The organism is Acinetobacter sp. NCu2D-2 (genome assembly GCF_001647675.1).
In the GTDB taxonomy this organism is placed as follows: Bacteria; Pseudomonadota; Gammaproteobacteria; order Pseudomonadales; family Moraxellaceae; genus Acinetobacter.
The window spans coordinates 1,775,905-1,802,061 of the sequence record NZ_CP015594.1 but is presented as its reverse complement, the minus strand read 5'-3'; the positions used below and the strand labels follow the sequence as shown (position 1 = coordinate 1,802,061).

21 protein-coding genes, 1 tRNA gene and 1 pseudogene are annotated in these 26,157 nt (G+C 39.3%); 12 read left to right on the top strand and 11 right to left on the bottom strand.

Annotated features, from left to right (window positions below):
- The first annotated feature begins 10 nt into the window (after positions 1 to 10).
- The 5 genes and pseudogenes from ftsH to A3K93_RS08565 all read left to right on the top strand — a co-directional run bounded on the left by ftsH (position 11) and on the right by A3K93_RS08565 (position 5,226).
- On the top strand, positions 11 to 1,900 hold the full coding sequence (gene ftsH, locus A3K93_RS08585) for an ATP-dependent zinc metalloprotease FtsH (protein WP_067731712.1): 1,890 nt from the start codon (positions 11 to 13) through the stop codon (positions 1,898 to 1,900).
- A gap of 233 nt (positions 1,901 to 2,133) precedes the next feature.
- Positions 2,134 to 2,796: a YitT family protein gene (locus A3K93_RS08580; RefSeq protein WP_067730746.1), complete on the top strand. Its 663-nt coding sequence runs from the start codon at positions 2,134 to 2,136 to the stop codon at positions 2,794 to 2,796.
- 186 nt (positions 2,797 to 2,982) lie between these two features.
- Positions 2,983 to 3,852 (top strand): annotated as a pseudogene (locus tag A3K93_RS08575) (IS982 family transposase).
- A 114-nt stretch (positions 3,853 to 3,966) separates the two neighbouring features.
- Positions 3,967 to 4,818, top strand: coding sequence for a dihydropteroate synthase (folP, locus tag A3K93_RS08570; protein WP_067730744.1), 852 nt, complete (start codon positions 3,967 to 3,969; stop codon positions 4,816 to 4,818).
- Between the two features lie 93 nt (positions 4,819 to 4,911).
- On the top strand, positions 4,912 to 5,226 hold the full coding sequence (locus tag A3K93_RS08565; protein ID WP_067730743.1) for a DUF5713 family protein: 315 nt from the start codon (positions 4,912 to 4,914) through the stop codon (positions 5,224 to 5,226).
- A 34-nt stretch (positions 5,227 to 5,260) separates the two neighbouring features.
- Here A3K93_RS08565 and A3K93_RS08560 read toward each other — a convergent pair whose 3' ends face one another.
- The 4 genes from A3K93_RS08560 to A3K93_RS08545 form a co-directional block, all read right to left on the bottom strand.
- On the bottom strand, positions 5,261 to 6,565 hold the full coding sequence (locus tag A3K93_RS08560) for an IS4 family transposase (RefSeq protein ID WP_067728078.1): 1,305 nt from the start codon (positions 6,563 to 6,565) through the stop codon (positions 5,261 to 5,263).
- 89 nt (positions 6,566 to 6,654) lie between these two features.
- Positions 6,655 to 7,320, bottom strand: a complete 666-nt coding sequence (locus A3K93_RS08555; protein WP_067730741.1) for a hypothetical protein — start codon at positions 7,318 to 7,320, stop codon at positions 6,655 to 6,657.
- Between the two features lie 88 nt (positions 7,321 to 7,408).
- A tRNA-Leu gene (locus tag A3K93_RS08550) sits at positions 7,409 to 7,494 on the bottom strand.
- A 113-nt stretch (positions 7,495 to 7,607) separates the two neighbouring features.
- Positions 7,608 to 8,333, bottom strand: coding sequence for a hypothetical protein (locus tag A3K93_RS08545; RefSeq protein ID WP_067731711.1), 726 nt, complete (start codon positions 8,331 to 8,333; stop codon positions 7,608 to 7,610).
- Between the two features lie 163 nt (positions 8,334 to 8,496).
- On the opposite strand from A3K93_RS08545, the gene A3K93_RS08540 reads away from it, so the two are divergent.
- On the top strand, positions 8,497 to 9,006 hold the full coding sequence (locus A3K93_RS08540; RefSeq protein ID WP_067730739.1) for a hypothetical protein: 510 nt from the start codon (positions 8,497 to 8,499) through the stop codon (positions 9,004 to 9,006).
- Positions 9,007 to 9,043: 37 nt separating this feature from the next.
- Here A3K93_RS08540 and A3K93_RS08535 read toward each other — a convergent pair whose 3' ends face one another.
- The 3 genes from A3K93_RS08535 to A3K93_RS08525 form a co-directional block, all read right to left on the bottom strand.
- On the bottom strand, positions 9,044 to 9,322 hold the full coding sequence (locus A3K93_RS08535; protein WP_067730737.1) for a hypothetical protein: 279 nt from the start codon (positions 9,320 to 9,322) through the stop codon (positions 9,044 to 9,046).
- A gap of 27 nt (positions 9,323 to 9,349) precedes the next feature.
- Positions 9,350 to 10,672 (bottom strand): hemolysin family protein, encoded by a 1,323-nt coding sequence (locus A3K93_RS08530; RefSeq protein WP_067730735.1) that lies wholly within the window; start codon positions 10,670 to 10,672, stop codon positions 9,350 to 9,352.
- A 128-nt stretch (positions 10,673 to 10,800) separates the two neighbouring features.
- A complete protein-coding gene (locus A3K93_RS08525) occupies positions 10,801 to 11,790 on the bottom strand; it encodes a LysR family transcriptional regulator (protein ID WP_067730733.1) in 990 nt (329 codons plus the stop codon).
- Between the two features lie 673 nt (positions 11,791 to 12,463).
- On the opposite strand from A3K93_RS08525, the gene A3K93_RS08520 reads away from it, so the two are divergent.
- The 4 genes from A3K93_RS08520 to A3K93_RS08505 all read left to right on the top strand — a co-directional run bounded on the left by A3K93_RS08520 (position 12,464) and on the right by A3K93_RS08505 (position 19,541).
- Complete coding sequence (locus A3K93_RS08520) at positions 12,464 to 14,068, top strand: isocitrate lyase (RefSeq protein WP_067730731.1); 1,605 nt, start codon at positions 12,464 to 12,466, stop codon at positions 14,066 to 14,068.
- A gap of 300 nt (positions 14,069 to 14,368) precedes the next feature.
- Positions 14,369 to 17,470: a multidrug efflux RND transporter permease subunit gene (locus A3K93_RS08515; RefSeq protein WP_067730729.1), complete on the top strand. Its 3,102-nt coding sequence runs from the start codon at positions 14,369 to 14,371 to the stop codon at positions 17,468 to 17,470.
- 67 nt (positions 17,471 to 17,537) lie between these two features.
- Positions 17,538 to 18,878 (top strand): magnesium transporter, encoded by a 1,341-nt coding sequence (gene mgtE / locus A3K93_RS08510; RefSeq protein ID WP_067730727.1) that lies wholly within the window; start codon positions 17,538 to 17,540, stop codon positions 18,876 to 18,878.
- Between the two features lie 93 nt (positions 18,879 to 18,971).
- Positions 18,972 to 19,541, top strand: coding sequence for a DUF4112 domain-containing protein (locus A3K93_RS08505; RefSeq protein ID WP_067730725.1), 570 nt, complete (start codon positions 18,972 to 18,974; stop codon positions 19,539 to 19,541).
- Positions 19,542 to 19,775: 234 nt separating this feature from the next.
- On the opposite strand, the gene A3K93_RS08500 is transcribed toward A3K93_RS08505, so the two are convergent.
- Positions 19,776 to 20,708 carry an IS5-like element IS17 family transposase gene (locus A3K93_RS08500; RefSeq protein ID WP_081408502.1) on the bottom strand — a complete coding sequence of 311 codons (933 nt, stop codon included), beginning with the start codon at positions 20,706 to 20,708 and terminating at the stop codon, positions 19,776 to 19,778.
- Between the two features lie 41 nt (positions 20,709 to 20,749).
- Here A3K93_RS08500 and A3K93_RS08495 point away from each other — a divergent pair, with 41 nt between their 5' ends.
- Positions 20,750 to 21,208, top strand: coding sequence for a hypothetical protein (locus A3K93_RS08495; protein WP_067730723.1), 459 nt, complete (start codon positions 20,750 to 20,752; stop codon positions 21,206 to 21,208).
- 41 nt (positions 21,209 to 21,249) lie between these two features.
- Here A3K93_RS08495 and A3K93_RS08490 read toward each other — a convergent pair whose 3' ends face one another.
- The 3 genes from A3K93_RS08490 to A3K93_RS08480 form a co-directional block, all read right to left on the bottom strand.
- On the bottom strand, positions 21,250 to 22,554 hold the full coding sequence (locus A3K93_RS08490; RefSeq protein ID WP_067728195.1) for an IS4 family transposase: 1,305 nt from the start codon (positions 22,552 to 22,554) through the stop codon (positions 21,250 to 21,252).
- A 110-nt stretch (positions 22,555 to 22,664) separates the two neighbouring features.
- Positions 22,665 to 23,570, bottom strand: coding sequence for a protease HtpX (gene htpX / locus A3K93_RS08485; RefSeq protein ID WP_067730721.1), 906 nt, complete (start codon positions 23,568 to 23,570; stop codon positions 22,665 to 22,667).
- A 163-nt stretch (positions 23,571 to 23,733) separates the two neighbouring features.
- Positions 23,734 to 24,624 carry a lytic transglycosylase domain-containing protein gene (locus tag A3K93_RS08480; RefSeq protein WP_067730719.1) on the bottom strand — a complete coding sequence of 297 codons (891 nt, stop codon included), beginning with the start codon at positions 24,622 to 24,624 and terminating at the stop codon, positions 23,734 to 23,736.
- Positions 24,625 to 25,125: 501 nt separating this feature from the next.
- Between A3K93_RS08480 and ttcA the strand changes: the two genes are divergently transcribed.
- Positions 25,126 to 26,055 carry a tRNA 2-thiocytidine(32) synthetase TtcA gene (ttcA, locus tag A3K93_RS08475; RefSeq protein WP_067730717.1) on the top strand — a complete coding sequence of 310 codons (930 nt, stop codon included), beginning with the start codon at positions 25,126 to 25,128 and terminating at the stop codon, positions 26,053 to 26,055.
- Positions 26,056 to 26,157 lie beyond the last annotated feature (102 nt).

Genomic DNA, 26,157 nt, shown 5'->3' with positions numbered 1-26,157 from the left:
GAATAAAGCTTTGAGCGATCTTTTTAAGAATGCCGTATTGTGGCTCGTGATATTAGGCGTACTGGTCCTGATATTCAGTAACGTCAGCGACCGCAATCAGCCGACATCAATGAACTACTCTGAATTTGTGGCTGCAGTCAATGCAGGACAAATCAAGCAAGTAACAATTGACGGTGAGCGAATTCGTGGTGAAAAATCAAACGGTTCAGAGTTTGAAAGTATCCGTCCTGCAGTTCAAGACCCTGAACTGATGCCTAACCTAATCAAAAACAATGTTGTTGTTGAAGGTGAGGCACCACAGCGTCAAGGTCTATTGATGCAATTATTGATTGCGAGCTTCCCTGTACTTTTAATTATTCTGTTGTTCATGTTCTTCATGCGTAACATGGGTGGTGGTGCAGGCGGTAAAAATGGCCCAATGAGTTTTGGTAAATCAAAAGCGAAAATGCTGTCTGAAGACCAAATCAAAGTAACATTTACTGATGTTGCTGGCTGTGATGAAGCAAAACAAGAAGTGGTTGAGATAGTCGATTTCTTAAAAGACCCATCTAAATTCAAACGTCTTGGTGCAACCATTCCAAAAGGCGTGTTAATGGTTGGTCCTCCAGGTACAGGTAAAACACTCCTTGCCAAAGCGATCGCAGGTGAAGCAAAAGTTCCATTCTTCAGTATTTCAGGTTCTGACTTCGTTGAAATGTTTGTTGGTGTCGGTGCATCTCGTGTGCGTGACATGTTTGAACAAGCGAAACGTCATGCCCCATGTATTATCTTTATCGATGAGATTGATGCAGTGGGTCGTCACCGTGGTTCAGGTACAGGCGGTGGTAATGACGAGCGCGAGCAAACATTGAACCAAATGTTGGTTGAGATGGATGGCTTTGAAGGTAATGAAGGCATTATCGTTATTGCTGCAACTAACCGTGCTGATGTTCTTGATAAAGCATTACTTCGTCCAGGCCGTTTCGACCGCCAAGTGGTTGTAAGCTTGCCTGATATTAAAGGTCGTGAGCAAATCTTGAATGTTCACTTGAAGAAATTGCCTTCTGTAACAGGTGTGGACGTGAAAGTCCTTGCACGTGGTACACCAGGTTTCTCAGGTGCACAGCTTGCGAATCTTGTAAACGAAGCTGCATTGTTCGCTGCACGTCGTAATAAAAATACGGTCGACATGCACGACTTTGAAGATGCAAAAGATAAGCTTTACATGGGTCCTGAACGTAAATCGATGGTGATTCGTGAAGAAGAGCGTCGTGCAACGGCTTACCATGAAGCAGGCCATGCGATTGTCGCTGAAATGCTCCCAGGTACTGACCCTGTGCATAAAGTTACCATCATGCCACGTGGTTGGGCATTGGGTGTGACATGGCAGTTACCTGAACACGACCAAACCAGCCATTACAAAGACAAAATGTTGAATGAACTTTCAATTTTGTTCGGTGGTCGTATCGCAGAAGAAGTCTTCATTAACCAAATGTCGACTGGTGCTTCAAACGACTTTGAACGTGCAACTAAAATGGCACGTGCAATGGTAACCAAATACGGTATGTCCGACAAAATGGGCGTGATGGTCTATGAAGATGATTCACAGCAATCATTCATGGGTAGCCTAGGTAGTCGTACAATTTCTGAAACGACTCAGCTTGAAGTAGACCGTGAAGTACGCCGTATTTTGGACGAACAATACAAAGTTGCGCGTGATATCTTGGAAAATAACAAAGATATTGCGCATGCCATGGTGAAAGCGTTACTTGAATGGGAAACCATTGATCGTGATCAAATCCGTGACATTATGGAAGGTCGTGAACCACAACCACCAAAAGTTTATGTTGCTGAAAACCCTGTGGTTGATGTAACACCAACTGATGGTCCAATGACTCCGCCGCCATTGCCAGCAAACTAAAGCGTATTTAAAAAAGACCGCCTTCGGGCGGTTTTTTTATGCTTCTATCAAATGTTGCTATTTAAATCTGTATTTAGTCCACTAAAGACACTTAATAAAATTATAAAAGATTGTGGAAAAATCCAGCATTTGGCATATTAAATGCTATTAACAAATCATACATGACGTCAAAAGCGTCGAATTGCAATTTCACCACATACCACAAGTAAAAGGGTGAATATAGGATTCAATACATGAAGAATCTATTTCAAATGATGGTCAAAGCACAGCATGTAGATCGGGTACATCCACTTCGACATAGTTATATGGATGACAGTCTTGCCTTATTTTCTGGCACTTTATTTGTCGGAATTACCCTGATTTTGTATGAACAAGCAGGTTTACTGACGGGCAGTACAGCGGGGATTGCATTCGTCATTCACTATGCAACAGGTTGGTCATTTAGTCTGGTTTATTTTGTCATTAACTTACCTTTCTATTGGTTTGCTTGGACTCAACTCGGTCGAGCTTTTACCATCAAAACCTTTATTTCAGTCGCCTTATTGTCTTTGCTAACCTATGTGGTGCCGCATTATTTAAAGATAAGTTATTTACATCCGATGTTTGCAGCCATTGCGGGTGGTTTGATGTTGGGCACAGGAGTACTGTTTTTGGCCAGACATCAATCAAGTTTGGGCGGTGCTACGATCATCTCGCTATATCTACAAGAAAAGGTGGGGATGAGCGCAGGTAAAGTGCAGATGTTGATTGACTGCGTTGTAGTCGCATTGGCGTTTAGTATCATGCCTTATCAACAAGTCTTATGGTCAATCTTGGCGGCTGTGATCATGGGTGTGTTCTTGGCACTCAACCATCGTCCGGGGCGTTATCAAGGTCAATCTACAACTAATAGATAAGCAAACTTGAGCTTATTTTAAATTCTGAATATCAGTAGAGCTTTGTTTGCTGAAAGACAGTTAAATATAGATTAAGGGATGACATAAAATATTTAACCCGAATCGCGGATAAGAAATTGACTTGAAAAATAAGAGGACTAGAGCCATCAGTTGAGTTACCACACAAAACTTAAAACTCTAGTCCCGATGTTTAATAGTACCGAATTATTTTGCTTAATTGATGATTTTTTTCTTAAATTTGAATCAACTTATTGGGAGTTTCTCAAACAAAACCGTGGTTCCTTAAGAATCAGAACTGCTCAACTTACAATTTCAGAAATCTGCTTTATTGCCATTTGGTACAAATGCTCTCATTTCAATAATTTCAAAGCCTTTTTCAGCTGGTTAAAAGAAGATAAAAGCCATTTATTTAAGTACTTGCCTTGCTATCAAAGGATGATTCATCTGATCAATATGCATGAATTAGCCCTACACGCTTTACATGTGGCACTGATGAAAGGCCAAGGTACACAATATTTATGGATTGATTCAACAACTCTGCCAGTTTGTAAAAATCAACGTATTCAGCGTCATAAATCATTAATCCAAATTGCATCACGTGGTAGAAGCTCAATGGGCTGGTTTTATGGCTGTAAATTACATATTGCAATGAATCAATTTGGTGAAATTGCCTGTTCTGCTTTATCGAATGGACATGTTGCTGACATAAAAATGGTTGAGCAATTGGTTGCTGGTATAGAAGCAAAACTTTACGGGGATCGGGGCTACATCAGCCAAGAATTAAAAATTAGATTGAAAGATCAAGGTATTGATTTAATTACTTATCATCGGAAGAATATGCAGGCTATTTAACTCTGTGCATCAGATGAATATCACCTAAGACAACGCAATAAAATAGAAACATTATTCAGCTTATTGAAGGGGCAATACAATTTAGTGACGAGTAAAGCACGTAGTCTTCATGGATTTCTGAGTGGAATTTACGCCTCACTATGTGCATATCAATTAACCCATCGAAATAAGCCAACAATTCAAATTAAGGAATCATCGGCTTAAGCAGGATTCGGGTTATTTAACATAGGTTACAACCTTTGTTTGATTAGTCATCTGACTTGCTTTAGCTGCGAGATCATGGACAATGCAACCATGATCATAAAGGAGTGAGTACACATGCAGTTAATGCCATTGCCACAAAAAATCTGGCGCTTTGGTCGATTATCTTTGGATTTATCGCAGCCGCATGTGATGGGAATCTTAAATGTGACACCAGATTCATTTAGTGATGGTGGTCGTCATAATGGTAAAGATGCTGCAATTGCACGTGCGCTCGAAATGATGGCTGAAGGTGCTACAGTTATTGATGTCGGTGGCGAGTCGACTCGTCCTAGTGCGTCAGCGGTAGACGTTGAAGAAGAAATACGACGTGTAATCCCAGTTGTTGAAGAACTTGCCAAGCATGATGTGATTATTTCTATTGATACATCACAACCTGAAGTCATTCGTGCAGCAGTCAAAGCAGGAGCACACATTTGGAATGACGTTCGTGCTTTAACACGTCCCAATGCGCTAGAAACTGCAGCAGTACTTGATATTCCTGTAATTATTATGCATATGCGTGGTGAGCCAACCACAATGAATCATTTGGATCAATATGATGATGTCACCCTAGATGTCATGACTGAGTTATCTCAACGTGTTCAAGATGCTTTGAATACTGGAGTAAAACCAGAACATATCATGATTGATCCAGGCTTTGGATTCGCGAAAAACGCTCAGCAAAATCTAAAATTGTTGAATGAGTTTTATAAGCTCAATGAACTGGGTTATCCGATTTTATCGGCATTGTCACGTAAACGTTTTATTGGTGAAGCATTAGGCGGTGCAGATGCCTTAGAACGTGCAGTGGGTTCGGTGGCTGCGCATTTAATCAGTATTCAGCAAGGCGCGTGTATGGTACGTGCACATGATGTTAAAGCGACAGCGGATGCAATCAAAGTTTGGAAAGCGATGTCTCAGGCTTAATTTTTCAGCTTCGATACCGCATTGTTTGGCTTTTAATCAGCAATATGTTATATAGGCACGCTTAAATTGTTTTGTGATTTATAGAGTACCTGTATGTTTGCAGATTTACTTCTCCCGATGTTCGATGATGAATATTATCCAGATATTCTAGTTGCTGAAGTAAAGCAGCATATCGAACGCTTTGCTAAAAAAGTTGAAAAAGCAGGTTTATCTGAACAGGATATTTATCAGTTTGCTCAACTCACTGTTGCTGACATTAATGAAATGAAGCCACAGTTTGAAGACTTAGATTCTTCTTTGGATGATACTGCAGCCGACTATATTGCTGAAGCCATGATGATGGTGGTGCAAGAACACGGTTACTTCGATATCGAAATGGAAGAATTAATTACCACACGTGAGTGGTAAACAAAAAGCCCTGTCTGTCAGTAATGCCAGTCAGTTAAGAAATTGACTGGCATTTTCTTGGATATTTTTGTGCTTTAATTTTCACTACTCGCGGACATTGCCTTTGCCTTTTTTCAGGTAATACAAATATTTTAGATTGTTCAAATAATTGTGCTAAATGTTTGGGTAGATTTCCTGCTGATTCTAAAGGTGTGTGCCTTAAGATATTGATAATACTCATAGATGCAATATGGAAACTGATCCTTAAAGGACTCACCTTTGCATGTTCAGCGATAAACCTCATCTGTCTTCTTAAGATATTATAAGCAATAAATACCCCCCACAATTCTTGATAGACCAAATCAGGTTGTTTGCTTCTTAAAATTCTTGCATCCTGTAAATCACTTTTAATTTCCCGATAACACATTTCTATTTCCCAACGCTGGATATAAAGCATTGCAAGGTCTTTGAATGGATAAACTTCAGAATCTGTTAATGATGTAATGTAACGTCTTATTTTTCCTGCATATTCAACTTCAATTAAACGTGCTTCCCAATAGTCACCCAATGACGGATTTATCTTTTTTGCTCTTGCTGAAACAGGCATTTTGATCTGAAAGTCATGGGCCGCATTATGATGAATCACTTCATAACGCAGGTTGTCCTTTGCTCGCATCAACCAATGACTCTCTTCTGCCTGAGATTGCCAACTCACTAAAAAATCAGCAGAGAAGTAAGCACGATCAAATAGGGTAATACTGCGAACTGGTGCTTTTAATTGACTGGCTAAGGTTAATTCACCTTGATCCATACTGCCAATTTGGGCATCAATCATTTCATGTGTATTGGTATTCACCAGGCAAGTCGCTCTGACTTGTGGGTAAGGGGTAGCTGCTGTTTTGCCTTTGGATGAACCAAAGTGCTTAAAGTTTTCTTCTGTATGAGGCATAGACCAAACCACACCATCTACAGCACAAACGCATAGACCGTGAAAGTTGCTATATTGTTGTTGTGAGTCTTTAAACCATGCCTGACTTAATGTCGAAAATAAAGCACTCATGGGCTCTAAGCCTAAGCGCTGTCTTGCTTGTACGGATGCACTCGGTACACAGTATTCTGCCGTACCGAAAACAAGTTGCAATTGTTGAACCACATACCAAATCGGTTGATTTCGAAATAGAGCAAGTCCGATTACCAGCCAAACAACATGTTCAGCAGGCAGTTTTCTTTTTCGAATTGATGCTTTACCTGTTTGGTTTAAGCAATCTTCAATCCAGTTTAAATCAATCAATTCACTGAATTGTGAAAGTGAAGGTAGGGTTTGTTTTAATGTTAAATCTAAATTCTGAGATAAATTCATAAAAAAAGAGCGTATTTACATACGCTCTTTTTACAGTATTTTAACTTTTTTTGCTTAACTGACTGGCATTACTGTCTGTCAGGGCTTTTTTAATGCTCAGCAAAACTATCTTTTAAGTTGATATATTTAATTTCTAATAACAGTTTATGTTCTTGTTTTAGACATAAATGATGTACGTCAAGATATTCCTGCTGACGATTTTTATGACGTTGACTTTGGCGAAATGTCCAATACGCCAATTGCCTGATTTTTTGTAATTTGATGTGGTCAAGCGCACGGCAATGAGGCTTAAAATTAACTTCAATGAATACCGTGCCTAGGCTTAAACTGGCAAAGGTAATTAAACCCATTAGACTGATCAATTCGATATGAATAAATAAAAAGTTGATGAGTAAAACAAGACATAAAATCGTCAACGCATAGAGTGCATGCTGTATACGCTGAGCAAAATGATAAGAGCTATATTTGGCTTGATAATGTATGTAAATAAGATAGGGGTAACCCATACCCATTAAAATAATTGTGCTGACATCGAGTGCATCAGAAATAGATGCAAAATAAAATTGATGCAAAGGAAGGGCGATGAGTACCGAACATAAATACGTAATTAAAATAAAACTGATGAGTGGTGTGATAAAAGCAAAACTTTTGTAAAAGACAGGCAATTTATAACGGCTATAACCAAGACGACAGAAAAAAGCTTCAGGGTACTGGCGTTGTAATTGTTGCAGATTAAATTCGGGTTCAGCGGACATGAGTGAGGTTCGCATTTTATAAATTATAGGCATAAAAAAACCAGCTTATCGCTGGGTTCTTTTATTGCACCATCTTCTAAATTGAAAATGGTGCCCGAGGCCAGACTCGAACTGGCACGCTTTGTGGGCGGGGGATTTTAAATCCCCTGTGTCTACCGATTTCACCACTCGGGCATGTGCGCAATAATAGAGTAGGAAATTTATCTTGGCAAGTTTATTTCGTACTAATTGCTTTCTTTTCAATCAATTCAGTCGTTTATGTTTAAAAAATGCAAACTATCTTTGTCTTAGAGCATTTCATCCAAATAGGTGTCGATATTGATATGCTTAATCTTTTTACAATATTGATGTTCAGTTGCGAACAGTTGACGGTATAGATCCGCAAAGCGGTTTAACTGTTGTTTCGCATTACGGTATTTCAAACTTTCCTTGGACATAAAAATAAGTTGCATACGGAGTTTAAGAGTTTGTTTATATGTCCAAAAACAGGCGCATCTTAACTGTTGTAATTGATAGTAATCCTGATCTTGGGCCTGTTCACGAAATAAATTTTCTTTATAGAAGCGCACAAAACCAAAATTAATGGCTAGTAATAAGCCGACCCACATGACGAAAGTATTTTGTAGAAATATCAGATTGATTGCTTCCAGCACAATAATGATGGTGAGTTTGACAGGGCTATGCTGCAGTAATTGATAAAGTGAATGAGATGAATGTCGAATCTGTTTAATAATCAGGGGATTGACCAACATTAAAAATAACATGACTGCCAAAATTGCATAGGCTTGCGCGAGAAATGTATTCGATAACAGCGTATGCAAGAGCAAGTCACGTAACGCAAGTGCGCTCGGAACAAAAATCATCAAGCCTAAAACCCACGGAATAAACTCACGACGATCGTCCCAAATACCTTTGGTTTTAATTTGTCCGTAAAACAAATAATTTTGTTTAAATGCTGCTGGATATTGCTTTTCTAATGCTTGTAGCAGTAATGGGACGTTGATTTTTTCCATGTAAGATGTGACAGCAGCAAAAAATATCATCTTTACTATAGAGGATTTAGCAATAAAAGGCTGCTCTCTATCAGAATAGACGCACAGTTGTTGATGAAGATTATGGGTATTTCAGAGTAAATTATGCGAAAATAGCACATTGAATATTTTTTAAGGACAGTTCATGACTGATCAATCTCCTACGACATTAAGCGACATCGAAATTATCGACATTCTTCAAAGTATGAAAAACGATGTGCTGAACACTGAAGCTGAGCTTGCGATTCGTAGTGCGGGTAAAGCAGGTCGTCAGGAAGGCTATAAACAAGCGCTTGTTGAGTTGAATCAGTCATTTGAAAGTAAATTTGTTGAAGCGGTGTCTTTGGCTTTAGGTTTAAATGAAGCGCAAATTAAAAAAATTCGTTATAAAAAAGACCGTATCCGTATTCTAAAAGCACGCGGTATTGATTACTTAGCCATTGATGGTGCTGAAACAGCGCAGGTTCTTGCGCAAATTGCACAAGCAATTGTACGTGAAGATGCTATCGTGACCCACGACTTACACAATATCTTCCCATTCTGGAAAGAAGGCTGGCCAATGGTTCAGTTTGATAATGCCTATAAAATCTTAGAAGATGATATTCGCATTCACTATCAGGCTGTATTAGATACTTTACTGACTAAAGTACACTAAATTTCGAGCATGAAAAAAGCACCTTTGGGTGCTTTTTTTAATTGGAATATAGCCAACTTAGAATCAGGCTAATGGGAAGGATGAACAGTCTTCCCCACAAGATCAATGGAACAGCAAGATATTGACCAAAACTCATGGTGCGGTCGTAACTTGAACGTTGTCGCTCATAACCATAAGGGGTAATGATGCAGGCAAAAATTAACAAACCCACTGCTAAAAATAAAAACAGTGGGTTTTGGACTTTAATAAAGAAATAATAAACAAGATAAAGTGCAGAATAAAAACTCGTACATGCAAGAAGCGCTGAGACTGACATCTTTATTCTGCCTTAAATCATCTATTTTTAGGATTCTTCCAAGATTTTGTTTTCAGGCGGTAAATCGATGCGCGTTACCAATAATTGGTCAATTTTAAAATGATCGACATCGACGACTTCAAATTTATATCCCGCGTGTAAAACCGTATCGGCAGGGCGAGGAATTTTACGCAGCTTGAACATCATAAAACCTGCCAAGGTTTCATAGTTTTCTTCATCGGGCATTGCATCGATTTCAAGCGCATGTTTAAGATCTTCAATCGGTGTACTCCCATCAATCAGCCATGAATTAGAGTCACGTTTAATGATTTGCTGATCGGCTTCAATCGGTGTCACCCAATCGCCCATCACGGTAATCATAATGTCAGAGAGGGTAATAACCCCAACCACCAACGCATACTCGTTAATTACGACAGCAAACTTTTCTTTAGTTGAGCGGAAGCGATCGAGCAATTCAGACAAAGTTAATGTATCTGGGATGGTCAGTACATTACGAATGGTATTTTCATTGAGTTGCAATAAAGACTGATTATTCAGAATACGCACCAAAATATCTTTAGAGTCGACATAACCAATCACGTCATCAATATTTTCGCTACACACCAAAAATTTAGAGTAGGGGAATTCAGCCAATTTCTGACGAATACTTTCTTCTGATTCTTTTAGTGTGAAATATACGACGTTTTCACGCGTGGTCATACTTGAAGGTACGTTACGTTCTTCAAGCTCGAACACGTTTTCAATAAAGTGGTGTTCTTGCTTTTGTAGTACGCCTGCTTGTGCACCTGCATCCATCACCGCTGAAATATCATCAAAGGTGATATTGTCATCACGTGTGGTATTCACTTTAAATAGACGGAACAGCAAGTTCGCAATGGCATTAATAAACCAGGCCAATGGTTTACAAACAGTGATAAAAACCTGAATAGGATCAATCACAGAAACTGCAATTTTTTCTGGCGCGATCATGGCCAAGCGTTTAGGCATAAGATCGGCAAATAAAATAAACAGGGAGGTGACCATGGTAAAGGATAGGGTAAAACCAATGGTTTCTGCCCAAGGCCCATGATAGAACTGATTTACAAAGTTAATGAAATACGGGCGAAAAGCACCTTCACCCAAGATACCGCCTAGAATAGCGACAGCATTTAAGCCAATTTGAGATGCTGCAAAGAAGTCAGCAGAATTGGCTTGTAGATCTAATACTTTCTGCGCGCGTGCATCGCCAGATTCTGCCAAAATTTTCAGTTTGACTTTACGAGCACCGGCAAGCGCGATTTCTGTTAAGGATAAAAAACCAGCCCCCGCGATGAGTATTAAAATAATCACGATATTTTGAAAGAGGCTCACGAATCCACCTGTGGATAAAGATGATCTATTGATATTTTTAACATAAAAAAAGGACTTGAGTGCAAAAAATGCATCTTAAGTCCTTAGATTATAAGCTTAGAAAATAAGAATTTAGCAAAAATTACAAATTAATAATGTGAAAACTGTGAATTATTGTTTAAAAATTCACGGTTCTCTTCTTCAATCATTTGACGTGCAACATACAAAATCAACTGACGTAACCAGCGATGTGCTGGATGATGATGCAATAAAGGACACCAAGCCATTTTAAGTTCGAACTCAGGAATATAAAACGGTGGATCTTTAATCAGTAGATTTTGATTTTTAGCCTGTAAACGTGCAATACGTGTAGGCAATGTCGCAATCAAGTCAACATTAGATGCCAATAAACCTGGCATTTGATAATGACGAGTAAATACTGAAATCTTACGTTTTTGACCAATACGCTCTAGAGCCTGATCAATCCAGCCGAGTCCAGCTTGTTTTTCAGGATTCACACCAAAGCCTACACCCATACCTGTTTTAGACACCCAAATATGCTGTGCATCGAGGTAGCTTTTTAGGTTTAAGTTGGTTGATGCAGGGTGTTTTTGATTCAGTAGACAAGAGAAACTGTCACGCCAAACCAAGACTTGGTGAAAACTTTGTGGAATTTCATTAAAGCGGTTAATCGCAAGGTCGACTTTACCTTGTTCCATGTCTCGGTATGACACATCACTTGGCGTTAAAAAGTCGAGAACCACATTGGGTGCTTCAGAGCGTAACGCTTTGACTAAACGTGGCACTAAAGTCGCTTCTGCATAGTCTGAAGTCATAATGCGGAAAACACGATTTGAGGTATATGGTCGAAACTCAGTACGTGGTTCCAAAATCATGGAAAGATCAGAAAGGGCATCACGAATACGTGGCTGCAATTCTAAAGCACGCTCAGTCGGTGTCATGCCTTCAGAAGAACGAATCAGGAGGGGATCATTAAATAAATTACGTAGACGACGTAAAATGTTACTCATCGCGGGTTGGGTGACACCGAGTTGTTCAGCAGCACGTGTGACGTTTTTTTCGCGAAGGAGTACATCTAGATAAATTAATAGATTGAGATCGACCCGCTCCAAATTCATAAAGAAAATACCGAAAATAAAACCATGAAATTATAGTGATTATGCCATATCCATGTGGGGATGGGTAAGAAAATGATGAAAAAAAACTCGCTAATTTTTAGTATAAATGCAACCGGGTTATGCCTACAATTACTCGGATTAAAGATCGAGAACATCCTAGATTTTTAAAGCATTTGCTAGTTTTTTAATTTGGTTAATTTCAACCCCAAATGTAGAATTAAAACGTAAAATATAAGGGGTAAGTTCTAAGCGAGAAAAATACAAGACTAAACACGTGAATAATCTATTTTTTGAAATTTTTAATTATTTTTGGATTGGCATTTTTGTTCAAAAAATAGGGCATTTTAGTCAAAGACCAAAGTCTAAAAGACTTAAGTATAAGATCGAATTTTTAAAAAATTTGTTTAAAAATTATGCATATTTTTAATTTTTAAAATTTATTTTATTTAATAAAATCAATAATATGGTTAATATTAATTTCTATATCATAAGACTTTAATCTACATATTTTTTAAATAAATAATGAAGATTCTCTCATAATATTGGATTAATTTTTTTATTGCATCTAATCTCTATTCATCGCAACGAAGCGTCTAAAATCTAAGCAAAACTCCGAGGGTAAGATTTTAAGATTTCGTTGAATAAAATCCTATTATTATTACAGGAAAATATCATGACTACATACCAAACAGCGATTGATGCAATCCGCGAATTAAAAGCAAAATTCGGCAACACATGGGCAGACATCTCTCCTGAAGATGCTGCGCGTATGCAACTGCAAAACCGTTTCAAAACTGGTTTAGACATCGCGAAATACACAGCTGCTATTATGCGTCGTGATATGGCTGCTTATGATGCTGACTCTAGCAAATACACTCAATCTTTGGGTTGCTGGCACGGTTTCATCGCACAACAAAAAATGATTGCGAACAAAAAGTACTTCGGTACAACTGAACGTCGCTACATCTACCTTTCTGGCTGGATGGTTGCAGCACTTCGTTCTGAGTTCGGTCCACTTCCTGACCAATCTATGCACGAAAAAACATCTGTTCCTGCATTGATTGAAGAAATCTACACATTCTTACGTCAAGCTGACGCAAAAGAATTAAACGATCTTTTCCGCGCACTTAAAAAAGCACAAGAAGCGGGTGATTCTGCGAAAGTTACTGAAATCACTTCACAAATCGACAACTTCCAAACTCACGTTGTGCCAATTATTGCGGACATCGACGCTGGTTTCGGTAACGAAGAAGCAACTTACTTACTAGCTAAGAAAATGATCGAAGCGGGTGCTTGTGCACTTCAAATCGAAAACCAAGTATCTGATGCGAAACAATGTGGTCACCAAGCAGGTAAAGTAACTGTTCCGCATGAAGACTTCATCGCGAAAATCCACGCACTTCGCTATGCATTCTTAGAAATGGGTCTTGACGACGGTATCATCGTTGCACGTACTGACTCTGAAGGCGCTGACTTGACTCAAAAAATCCCAGTGGTTAAAGAGCCAGGCGACATTGCTTCTCAATACATCAGCTACTTAGACACTCAAGAAATTGACATCTCTGAAGCAACTGAAGACGAAATCCTAATCAAACGTGATGGTAAACTTCACCGTCCAAAACGTCTTGCTTCTGGCTTGTACCAATTCCGTGAAGGTACTCAAATTGACCGTGTTGTACTTGACTGTATTACTAGCCTTCAAAACGGTGCTGACCTTCTTTGGATCGAAACTGCAACGCCAAACGTTGAAGAAATCGCTCACATGGTCAACCGTGTACGTGAAGTTGTGCCAAATGCGAAACTTGTTTACAACAACTCTCCATCATTCAACTGGACATTAAACTTCCGTCAACAAGCATACGACCGTTGGGTTGCTGAAGGTAAAGACGTATCTGCATACGACCGCGCTAAATTAATGAGCGCTGAGTACGACAACACTGAGCTTGCAGCTGATGCTGATGCGAAGATCCGTACATTCCAAGCAGATGCTTCTCGTGAAGCAGGTGTATTCCACCACTTGATCACACTTCCGACTTACCACACTGCAGCACTTTCTACTCACGAACTTGCTCAAGGTTACTTCGGTGAAGAAGGTATGTTGGCTTATGTTGCTGGCGTACAACGTAAAGAAATCCGTGGCGGTATCGCTTGCGTGAAACACCAAGCAATGGCGGGTTCTGACATCGGTGATGACCACAAAGAAATCTTCGCTGGTGACAACGCGCTTAAAGCGGGTGACGATGCGAAAAACACAATGAACCAATTCGCGGCTCACTAAGTCCCGAACTGATTCGAAAAAACCCTGCGTAAGCAGGGTTTTTTTATGGCTTATTAAAAGTACTAGACGCTATCAAAAAATGACAACACGTTTCATATGAAAAATATGCATAAATAGTGCAGAAATCCTGTCAAGCTGAACGACAGTAAGTCCTTCATATTTCCTTCATAATGAGCACTTTAGCTTTGCTTTATGTGATAATGACTTGCATTCTCAGCGTCAGTCATCGATTATTTTTAGCAACTGAAATATCGTTATAACCTGAACTCATCATTATTAAATACAAAGTGAACAGAGCTTATGCTGTCTAAATTTTTCATTGAGCGACCTATATTTGCAGGTGTATTGGCAATTGTCGTGATGGTGGTCGGGATGTTCGCAATATTGAACTTACCCGTAGAACGCTATCCTGACATTGCACCACCGAGAATTAGTGTGTCGACCAGTTATTCAGGCGCATCAGCAGAAACGGTTGAAGAAAGCGTAACGCAAATTTTAGAACAGCAAATTAAAGGCATTGATCGCTTACTGTATTTTAGTTCCAGCAGTGATTCCTCAGGTCGTAGCCGTATTAATATTAGTTTTGAAAATGGTACAGATCCTGATACCGCACAAGTCCAAGTACAAAATGCCATTAACGGCGTGATTAGCCGTTTACCTCAAGATGTTCAACGCCAAGGTGTGAATGTTAATAAGTCGTTGGGTGATACGCATATGGTCATTGGACTGTATGATGAATCGGGGAAAAGCAGCAATATTGAATTGGCGGATTACTTACTTACCCATTTAGAAAGTGAAATTGCCCGTGTGGATGGCGTGGGTGAAGTTGATGTCTTTGGTTCAAAATTTGCCATGCGTATTTGGCTTGATCCGAATAAGCTCAAACAATATAAATTGATGCCAAGTGATATTCAGCAGGCGGTTGAGTCACAAAATACACAAGTTGCTGCAGGTGCCGTGGGTGAGTTACCGGTTGCACAAGAGCAATATTTAAATGCCAAAGTCACTTCAGGCAGTAAATTACGTACCGTTGAGCAATTCCAAAATATTATTGTCAAATCTGCACCGGATGGCAGTTACATCTACTTAAAAGATGTTGCGCGCGTAGAACTCGGTGCTGAAAATTATCAAGCTTACAACACCATTAATGGTTATCCATCTTCAGGTATGGCGATTTCATTGGCGTCTGGTGCGAATGCCATTTCCACATCAGCCAATATTGATGAAATGGTCACGCATTTAAGTAAGCGTTTACCTGAAGGCTATAAACTGGTTTATCCACGAGATAACACGCCATTTGTACAGGCCTCGATTCAAGAAGTGGTGAAAACATTATTTGAAGCGATCATTCTTGTGATTATCGTAATGTTTATCTTCTTGCAAAATTGGCGAGCGACCTTAATTCCAACCATTACAGTCCCTGTCGTTATTTTGGGTACGATGGCGGTGCTGTATGTCTTGGGATTAAGTATCAACACATTGACCCTGTTTGCCCTAGTCTTGGCGATTGGCCTATTGGTGGATGATGCAATTGTTGTGGTGGAAAACGTTGAACGTCTGATGCATGAACAGCAGATGTCAGCCAAGCAAGCCTCTATTGAATCGATGCAGGAAATCAGTGGAGCATTGGTCGGGATTACGCTAGTTCTGACCGCAGTATTTATTCCAATGGCTTTCTTTGGTGGATCAACAGGTGTGATTTATCGCCAGTTTTCGCTGACATTGGTCACTGCTATGGCAATTTCATTATTGGTGGCGTTAATTCTAACCCCCGCACTTTGTGCCATTATTTTAAAACCGCAGCAAAAGCGTTACGGTTGGGCAAACCGATTTAATCATTTTATTGAAAATATCAAACAGCGATATTTAAAGCTGTCACAAGCAACCATTCAAAATAAGTCTGTGACTTTAATTATTGCAGCAGCCTTACTCATTGTCTTTGGTTTATATTATCGAGCATTGCCGACCAGTTATTTGCCAAATGAAGATCAGGGAACGCTCAGCGTGCAAGTGACGCTGCAAGATAATGCACCGATGACTCAAACCATAAAAGTAGGTGAGTCGATTCGTGAATATTTCCTTAAGCATGAAGCGGATAATGTCGATTTAGTCATGTTGCGTTATGGACAAAACCGTACCGGTAGTGGGCAACATGTGGCACAAGGTTTTGTCAAACTCAAACATTGGGATGAGCGCTCAGGCAAGGAAAATACCGCCGATGCCATTAAGGAACGTGCAACACGTTATTTTAGCAAAGATAAAAATGCCAAAATCATGTTGTCTATGCCACCTGTGGTCAATGGACTTGGGGATACCAATGGCATCAGCTTATGGCTACGTGATATTGATGGCATGGGCCGTGATGTTTTATCGCAGCGCTTTGATGAAATTAAAGCCAATGCTGATCAATACAATTCTTTTGAGTCTTTAGAAAAACGTACAGCGCCGTCTAAGGCTAATATTGAAGTGGAGATTAATCAACAAGCGGCTTTAGCCTCAAACTTGGCATTAACTGATATTAATTCAACGCTCTCTGCGGCACTTGGCGGTAAATATATCAATGACTTTATAGATCGTGGAAAAATTAAACGCGTCATGATGCAAGGTGATGCTGAATACCGCGCAAAACCTGAAGACTTACAATATTGGTCGGTACGTAATCGCAATAATGAAATGGTGCCATTTAGTACTTTCTCTCAAGTGAAATGGTCAGGCGGGCCTGAAATGGTCAATCGCTTTAATGGTTACAGTGCGATTCAATTAGATGCAGACAAAAGTGAGTCAGTGAGTTCTGGTCAAGCCATGCAAGATTTGACTAATTTAGTCGATCAAACCTCAGGTGTAGATGTTGCGTGGAGCGGATTGGCTTATGAAGAACAAAAGAACTCAAGTCAGACTTTACTATTATATTTGGTCTCAATTGGTTTTATTTTCCTGTGTTTAGCTGCTTTGTATGAAAGTTGGAGCATTCCAACCGCTGTGATGACCGCGATTCCGTTGGGTATCGGAGGCAATATTTTATTTAGTTATATTGCAGGGTTCCCAAACGATATCTATTTCCAAATTGCATTATTAACCACCATTGGTTTGTCATGTAAAAATGCGATTTTGATTGTTGAATTTGCGGCAATGGCAGAGCAAAAAGGTAAAGCGGTTTTAGCTGCTGCATTAGAAGGCGCTGCTCTACGTTTACGTCCTATTTTAATGACATCATTAGCGTTTGGTGCAGGTGTGTTGCCCTTAGTCTTCGCATTTGGTGCCGGGGCGGTTAGTCGACAGGAAATTGGTGTCAGCGTTTTGGGTGGCGTGATCTTTGGTACAGTTCTCGTACTGATCTTTATCCCATTTATGTATGTAATGATACGAGGAATCTTTAATAAATCAGTAAAATCCGAAAGCTGATCACTAAGAACAATGAAATATGAGTCAGTGCCACAATTGGTGCTGACTTGCTTGCTAGAGATGAAGCATGCTTAATTTAAATCAACAGATTCAATATATTCAAAAACATCTCAAATGCAATGAACTCGAAGACATTGCAGTTTTACTTGGGCAAATGAATATGGCCGATCAGGCCAGTCTGATTCAGCAATTTCATCCGGATGAGCAACTCACCTTATTTCGTTTGCTTATTCATCCTGCTGATGTTTTGGAATTTATGCCTTTAGATCAGCAACACGACTTAATTACGCGATTACACGAGTACGAAATTGCTCAGATTTTGGACGCCATGCATTCAGATGATCTGATTGATTTATTTAATACATTTAGCATGACTTTACAGCAGGCGCTGTTAGCACAATTGTCACTGGCTTCAAGGAAAAAATTAGAACTACTGTCTATTTATCCTGAAAGTACAGCAGGGAGCTTGATGAGTTCAGATTATGTGACTTTGTCACCTGAGCTGAATATGAATGAAGCGATTGAAGCGTTAAGACAACTGGCACATCACCAAGATACTTTGTATTTGATTTATATCGTAGATGCAGCAGAGCAGTTAATGGGTGTGATTTCCCTGCGCCAAATCATACAAGCAGAACCAAATGCACGTATTCGAGATGTGATGACTACTGATGTGATTCACGCATGTGTAGAGGATGATCAGGAAGATGTCGCACGATTGCTGGCACATTATGATTTTATTGCATTACCGATTACCGACCAGCATAAACGCCTTTTAGGGATAGTTACCTATGATGATGCGATGGATATTTTCGAACAAGAAGGGACTGAGGACTTTTTAAAAGCTGGGGCAATTGCACCTTTTGAAAAACAAAGTATTAAAACCGTACCGATTTTCTCTCTCTATCGTAACCGCGTTTTTTGGCTAGTGATCTTGGTCTTTGGCAGTCTTTTATCAAGTTTTGGCATTGCCAAGTATGAAGATATTATCGAGCAGAATATTGTCTTGGTATTCTTTTTACCACTCTTGGTGGGCAGTGGTGGTAATGCGGGTTCACAATCGGCAACTTTAATGGTACGTGCTTTAGCAACTGGGGATGTTGAGCTAAAAGACTGGTTTCGCTTAATTGGTCGTGAAACGTTGGTTGCGCTCTGTTTAGGGATCACCATGGCGGTTGCCGTATCTATTCTAGGTTATATCCGTGGCGATGAAATGGTGGCTTTAGTGCTCGCGATCAGTATGACTAGTATTGTACTGTTGGGGTGTCTGATTGGGATGAGTCTACCGTTCATCTTAAATCAGCTTAAGCTGGATCCTGCCAGTGCTTCATCACCTTTAGTCACTTCAATTTGTGATGCGACAGGAGTAGTGGTCTATTTGTTTGTGGCATCACAGTTAATATTTTAATTTTTGAGAATGCTAAGTTAATCAAATGACGACAGATTTTTAATCTAAGAATCAGTTATGCTGCATATTATTTTTAAATGAAATCGTTCACATATGCTTGAGCAAAAACAAAAACTTAGCCAAGACGAAGTGGTACGTTTGGAAAGAGATCTTGCCAAATTTGCCAATATGATGGATTCGGTGGTACGAATTCCTTTTACCAAGCAAGGGGTAGGCGCAGATGCAGCACTGAGCACAGTGCCAGTTGCCGGTGATGTCGCAGGTTTTGTCCTAACGTGTTTTGCAATTTATAAAGCACGCCAGATTGGTGTGCCAACAGAAAAACTCAAACCTGTTTTAAAACTGGCTGCTATGGATGCCGTCGTTGGTTTTGTGCCTGTAGTGGGAACGGTTTTTGATGTATTTATGCGCCCAAGTCGTAAAGCATTGGATGTCGTTCATCAGCATATTCGAGAGGAATATCAGATTCGGACGGATGATCATGTTGTCCATCCATTTTTGCATGAACAGTTAGAACGTAAGCAGCAACAATCCGCTTTTTGGCGTAATCCAGTCGTCGCATGGATTTGGCTACATATACCAGATATTTTAGGGACAATTTTCTTAGTACTTTTTGTACTTGCGATATGTTGGGGATTTATAGAAATTTATCAACGTATTTAACTTTAAATAAGACTTAGGTATTAATTGTAAATATATAAAATAATTGATAATTTATTTTTTTATCTTATAGGGTTAATTTATTAAAATGAAAAAAACTATTTTTTTAAGTATGTTTTTATTTCTTGTTGCGGGAACAGGCGCTAAAGCTGCAAATCAGAAAAATAGTATTATTGGTAATAACGGGCTTTGTTGCACAAAGATTTGAAATGCAAAGCGCCCCTAATTGAGCCAAATTTAAGGCGTAACTTGGGTAAGTGGTCGACCTAATTCCGTAAATCTGTTGAGGACTGCTACACGTGCATGAATTTCATTCACCTGACTAGGAAAGCTTCTTGCCATTAATTTATCGCCTAATAATTTGATGCAATGCATCTTGGTTTCCACCAAACTGCGGCGATGATAGCCTGACCATTTTTTCCATAATGTCCTGCCTAAACGTTTAACTGTTCGAAGTAATTCATTTCGCTCTAGCGAGCTACTTTTTGTATCTTTCCATGGTTTCGCATTTTTTCTAGGTGGAATCACCGCATGTGCTTGCCGATCTGCAATAACCTGACGGCATTGCTTGGTGTCATAAGCTCCATCGGTATAAACAGAGTCAATCTGCTCATCTTGTGGAATCTGATTAAGTAAATCACCAAGCACCTGTGAATCACTGACATTATTGGTTGTGAGCTGAATAGCGCGTATTTGTAGGGTTTTGGCATCTATACCAATATGTAGTTTACGCCATTGGCGACGATATTCAGCTCCATGTTTCTTGCGTTTCCATTCGCCCTCACCTAGAAACTTCATGCCTGTAGAGTCTACGAGTAGATGCAGCCCATCGCTACTTTTTTGGTAGCTGATTGCAATATCAATATGCTTTTGTCTTCTACAAAGCGTACTGTAATCTGGTGCGGTCCAATTTAATCCGCAAAGTTTAATCAGACTTTGCACAAAGCCAGTGACCATACGTAAAGATAGACGGAATAAGGATTTAATCATTAAGCAGCATTGGATGGCTGCGTCGGAGTAGGTTTGATTTCGCCCTTGTTTGCCTTTTGATGGCGCATACCATTGCGTAGCAGGATCAAACCAAATGGCAATATTTCCGCGACTCATGAGTGCTCGGTTATATGCGGGCCAATTGGTTGTGCGGTAGATTTTCTGTGTAGGCTTATTCATTTGAAAATTATATCGCTGAAAAAGCCTTTACAGATAGGTTTGTGCAACAAAGCCGTAATAACGAAAAAATAATACAATTAAATACAATTGAATATATTAATGGAAAATCCTATAACTATCATGATCATGTATGGTCTGCAGATAAATATCGGGTAGTCAGAAAAAATAATGACATAATAGGTGCTTATGTTATTGATAGTGTTGAGCCAAATGGTAATCTTGGCGTAATGTACATGACGAAATATCTTAAAAATATACAATTAGCAAGATCTGTAATTAAAAAGGGAACAGTTGAATATGAGCATTATTATTTAAAATGTCAGAAGGATTTTACTAAAAATAATAATTTAAAAAATGAGTTCTATCGTAATGAAGAATTTACTAAAGGTTTCTTTAGTAATTACGATGAATTCGATGAGATCACTTCAAGCTATGCACTTCATCGTGATCTTACACAAATTTGTAAGCATACTTATAGAGACCGAACAAACGACATTTAAGTCATAAATAAAAAGCCTCCTATTGGAGTAATGCCAGTCAGTTAAGAAATTGACTGGCATTTTCTTGGATATTTTTGTGCTTTAATTTTCACTACTCGCGGACATTGCCTTTGCCTTTTTTCAGGTAATACAAATATTTTAGATTGTTCAAATAATTGTGCTAAATGTTTGGGTAGATTTCCTGCTGATTCTAAAGGTGTGTGCCTTAAGATATTGATAATACTCATAGATGCAATATGGAAACTGATCCTTAAAGGACTCACCTTTGCATGTTCAGCGATAAACCTCATCTGTCTTCTTAAGATATTATAAGCAATAAATACCCCCCACAATTCTTGATAGACCAAATCAGGTTGTTTGCTTCTTAAAATTCTTGCATCCTGTAAATCACTTTTAATTTCCCGATAACACATTTCTATTTCCCAACGCTGGATATAAAGCATTGCAAGGTCTTTGAATGGATAAACTTCAGAATCTGTTAATGATGTAATGTAACGTCTTATTTTTCCTGCATATTCAACTTCAATTAAACGTGCTTCCCAATAGTCACCCAATGACGGATTTATCTTTTTTGCTCTTGCTGAAACAGGCATTTTGATCTGAAAGTCATGGGCCGCATTATGATGAATCACTTCATAACGCAGGTTGTCCTTTGCTCGCATCAACCAATGACTCTCTTCTGCCTGAGATTGCCAACTCACTAAAAAATCAGCAGAGAAGTAAGCACGATCAAATAGGGTAATACTGCGAACTGGTGCTTTTAATTGACTGGCTAAGGTTAATTCACCTTGATCCATACTGCCAATTTGGGCATCAATCATTTCATGTGTATTGGTATTCACCAGGCAAGTCGCTCTGACTTGTGGGTAAGGGGCAGCTGCTGTTTTGCCTTTGGATGAACCAAAGTGCTTAAAGTTTTCTTCTGTATGAGGCATAGACCAAACCACACCATCTACAGCACAAACGCATAGACCGTGAAAGTTGCTATATTGTTGTTGTGAGTCTTTAAACCATGCCTGACTTAATGTCGAAAATAAAGCACTCATGGGCTCTAAGCCTAAGCGCTGTCTTGCTTGTACGGATGCACTCGGTACACAGTATTCTGCCGTACCGAAAACAAGTTGCAATTGTTGAACCACATACCAAATCGGTTGATTTCGAAATAGAGCAAGTCCGATTACCAGCCAAACAACATGTTCAGCAGGCAGTTTTCTTTTTCGAATTGATGCTTTACCTGTTTGGTTTAAGCAATCTTCAATCCAGTTTAAATCAATCAATTCACTGAATTGTGAAAGTGAAGGTAGGGTTTGTTTTAATGTTAAATCTAAATTCTGAGATAAATTCATAAAAAAAGAGCGTATTTACATACGCTCTTTTTACAGTATTTTAACTTTTTTTGCTTAACTGACTGGCATTACTCCTATTGGAGGCTTTTTTGATTGAGTACTGGACTCAATTATGGGCAATCAAGCTGTTGTAATGCAGCAACACGTTGTTCAATGGTCGGATGCGTTTGGAACAAAGCAGCTAAGCTAAAACCTTGCTCTTGACCCGCTGAAATGGCGAATGCTTTCATTTCTTTAGGCATTGCATCTGGCATTTGAGATTCTTGTTGCAAACGTAGCAGCGCAGAAATCATGGCTTGTTTGCCTGCAAGACGTGCGCCTGCTTCATCCGCGCGGTATTCACGGTAGCGAGAGAACCACATTACGATAGCAGAAGCTAAAATACCGAACACAATATCAAGCACGATGGTGATCAAGAAGTAACCTATACCTGGGGCTTCACCTTCTTCACGACCAAATACGTTACGATCGATAAAATCACCGACAATACGCGCAAAGAACATTACAAAGGCGTTGACGACACCTTGTACCAGCGCTAATGTCACCATATCGCCATTGGCCACGTGACCAATTTCATGAGCAAGTACAGCGCGGAGTTCATCTTTATTCATACGCTCAAGCAAACCTGTAGAAACAGCCACTAAAGCATCGTTTTTGTTCCAGCCAGTCGCGAAAGCATTTGATTGGTATGATGGGAAAATACCAACTTCAGGCATTTTGATACCAGAGCGTTGCGCTAATTGAGCAACCTCTTGAAGTAACCATGCTTCAGCTTGATTACGCGGTGCATTTGGGTCAATCAGTTCAGTACCCGTGGTTTTTTTCGCCATCCATTTTGACATGAATAGAGAGATCAACGAACCTACCATACCAAACACAAAACAGATCACGAGAAGGTTGCCAATATTTAGGCCGCCTGCACCATGGTAACTACCGACACCGAAGATCGACAGGATAATACCTGCAACCACCAGTACCGCGAGGTTGGTTAGCAAGAACAAACCAATCCGCATCATTGAGAAATCCTCTTAAAATATAAAATTAATCTGATTTGAAAATTAGAATCATTGAAATCAATATGCGGTGAAAATCCTAAAAATTCAAGCATGAATTGCGATTTCAACCGGAATATTTATAAATAAAAATGTAAAGCCAAATTCACATTTAGCCCATAAAGTTTTATTCGTTGAAATAAATTTTTGCCGAAGCGGATGCATTGGCTGTAGCGTAAGAACCCATCGGGGCATCGGTAAAGTGACCATCTGCAGTCATAATAATTTTGCGCTGTGGTTTTGGTTGACTTGCAGTTAGTGTTGGGGTGCTATCGGCAGGATAAGACTCCGAACTCGCAATAATTCGTGCGTTTGAGTTTGACGAAGCTTGATGCGTCACAAGATTACTTGTTGAGGCTGTATGTCCTAAACCATTGGCATAAAGATTTTTGTAGCGATTCAATACACGTTCAACATAGTCTTTTGTTTCACGAAAAGGGGGCACATCTCCATATTTTGCAACATTTCCTTCGCCAGCATTATATCCAGCCAAAGCAAATCTTAAATTTCCATTGAAACGATTCATCAACCATGCCAAATATTTAGCCCCTGCCATGATGTTTTGATATGGATCATAAGCATTTAACACATTAAAGCGACGTGCCGTTGCAGGCATTAGCTGCATGAGACCTTGTGCACCAACAGGTGATCGGGCATGCACATTAAAACCAGATTCGGTATGCATCACTGCTTTGATTAAACCTTCGGGAACACCATGTTGCTGAGATGCTTGTCGGATGATACTGTCAAATGCATTTTTGTTCTTACTGTAACTTGGCAAAACTGCAGATTCATTCGAACCCCAGTTGCTATAGCTGTGAATATTACTGTCAGGATAATAAGTTTTCTTTTCGACCTTTAAATGGCTATAACGACTTTGTTTGTTGGTCAGTAGGGTACTGCCATTGCTATCACGGAGTTGATAAATGGTTTGTCCAGCATAAGTGGGGTTACAGCAGCTGAAAAATAGGACAGCACTGATGAAATGAGACCCCAGAAAATGTGACATTATTTTCATTGTTTATAATTTAAAAAAAGTAGAGCTATTCGCTTGTGAGTACGAGTTTAACAAAAAATAACTGAATGAAAAGCATTGGTCGTTGGATTTATAAACAAGTTTGTAAATGCAAGCCCTAAATGCTGATGAACTAACCAAAAAAAATATTTATTTTTTTTTATTTCGCATTGCTTGACACATATAAGGTATTGATTTTAAATAATAAATAAATTGATCAAAAAATGATCAATTTAAACTAAAGCCTTAAAGTTTGGGGCAATAGGCTTGTCAAGTGCTTTTAAATCCACAAAGTTATCCACAGGTTTTGTGGAAAACTGTGGAAAAGTCCAAAAGATAAGCATGTTGGCTAAAAAGTGAACTTTAACGTTCATTTTTTTAGGTATAAGTCATGAATATTCAGAACGATTGAATCGATTACAGGAAAGTAAAATCTTTTGATGCGAGAAAACTGCGAATCGGCTAAAATTGCGCGGTATTTTTATTTATGGGTTATTCTCGTCTATGTACTCACCAGTTGAATCCGAGCAAGGATTTAATTTCAAACCAGAATTACCAACAAGCTCTGCTTATTATCGTTTGTTGAAAAAGCTTCGCCGTCAAGTCGGGCACGCAATTCGTGACTTTAAAATGCTTGAAGAGGGCGATAAAGTCATGGTCTGTATTTCTGGTGGTAAAGACAGTTATACCTTGCTTGATATCATGTTGCAGTTCAAACGCATTGCCCCTATCAACTTCGATGTTGTGGCAGTGAACTTGGACCAAAAACAACCAGGTTTCCCTGAAGATGTGTTACCGCGTTATTTGGAAGAAAATAACATCCCGTATTACATCCTTGAAAAAGATACCTACAGCATTACCAAACGTTTAACGCCTGAAGGTAAAACTTACTGTGCTGTGTGTTCGCGTTTACGTCGTGGTTCGCTCTATGGCTTTGCGCAAGAAATTGGCGCGACAAAAGTGGCTTTAGGTCACCATCGTGATGATATTTTGGCAACGTTCTTCCTGAACTTGTTCCATGGCGGTAGCTTAAAAGCGATGCCACCAAAACTGTTGTCATCTGACAAAAAGAATATGTTGATTCGTCCACTCGCTTACGTGGAAGAAAAAGACATCATCAAATATGCTGAAATGCGTAAATTCCCAATTATTCCATGTAACCTGTGTGGTTCTCAGGAAAACTTACAACGTGCCATTATTAATGACATGTTACGTGATTGGGATAAAGCACATCCAAAACGTTTACACAGTATTTTCGGTGCGATTCAAAATGTATCGCCGTCACAATTGGCTGACCGTGAATTATTCGATTTTGAAGCTTTAGACAGTGAACGTATTTTTGATTTTAAAGGTCAAAGCTGCTCAACAGAAGAAGCTGTAGAAGGTGAAAGTAAGCGCATTAACATGGTCAACCTTGGTTTTGCTGCAGACTAAGCCGATCAATTAAGTTTGATAAAACAGGCAGGGCGGAGCGTCTTGCCTGTTTTTTTATGTCGGTACAATATCTTTAGTCTGTCAAAAATTGAACGCCGCGTA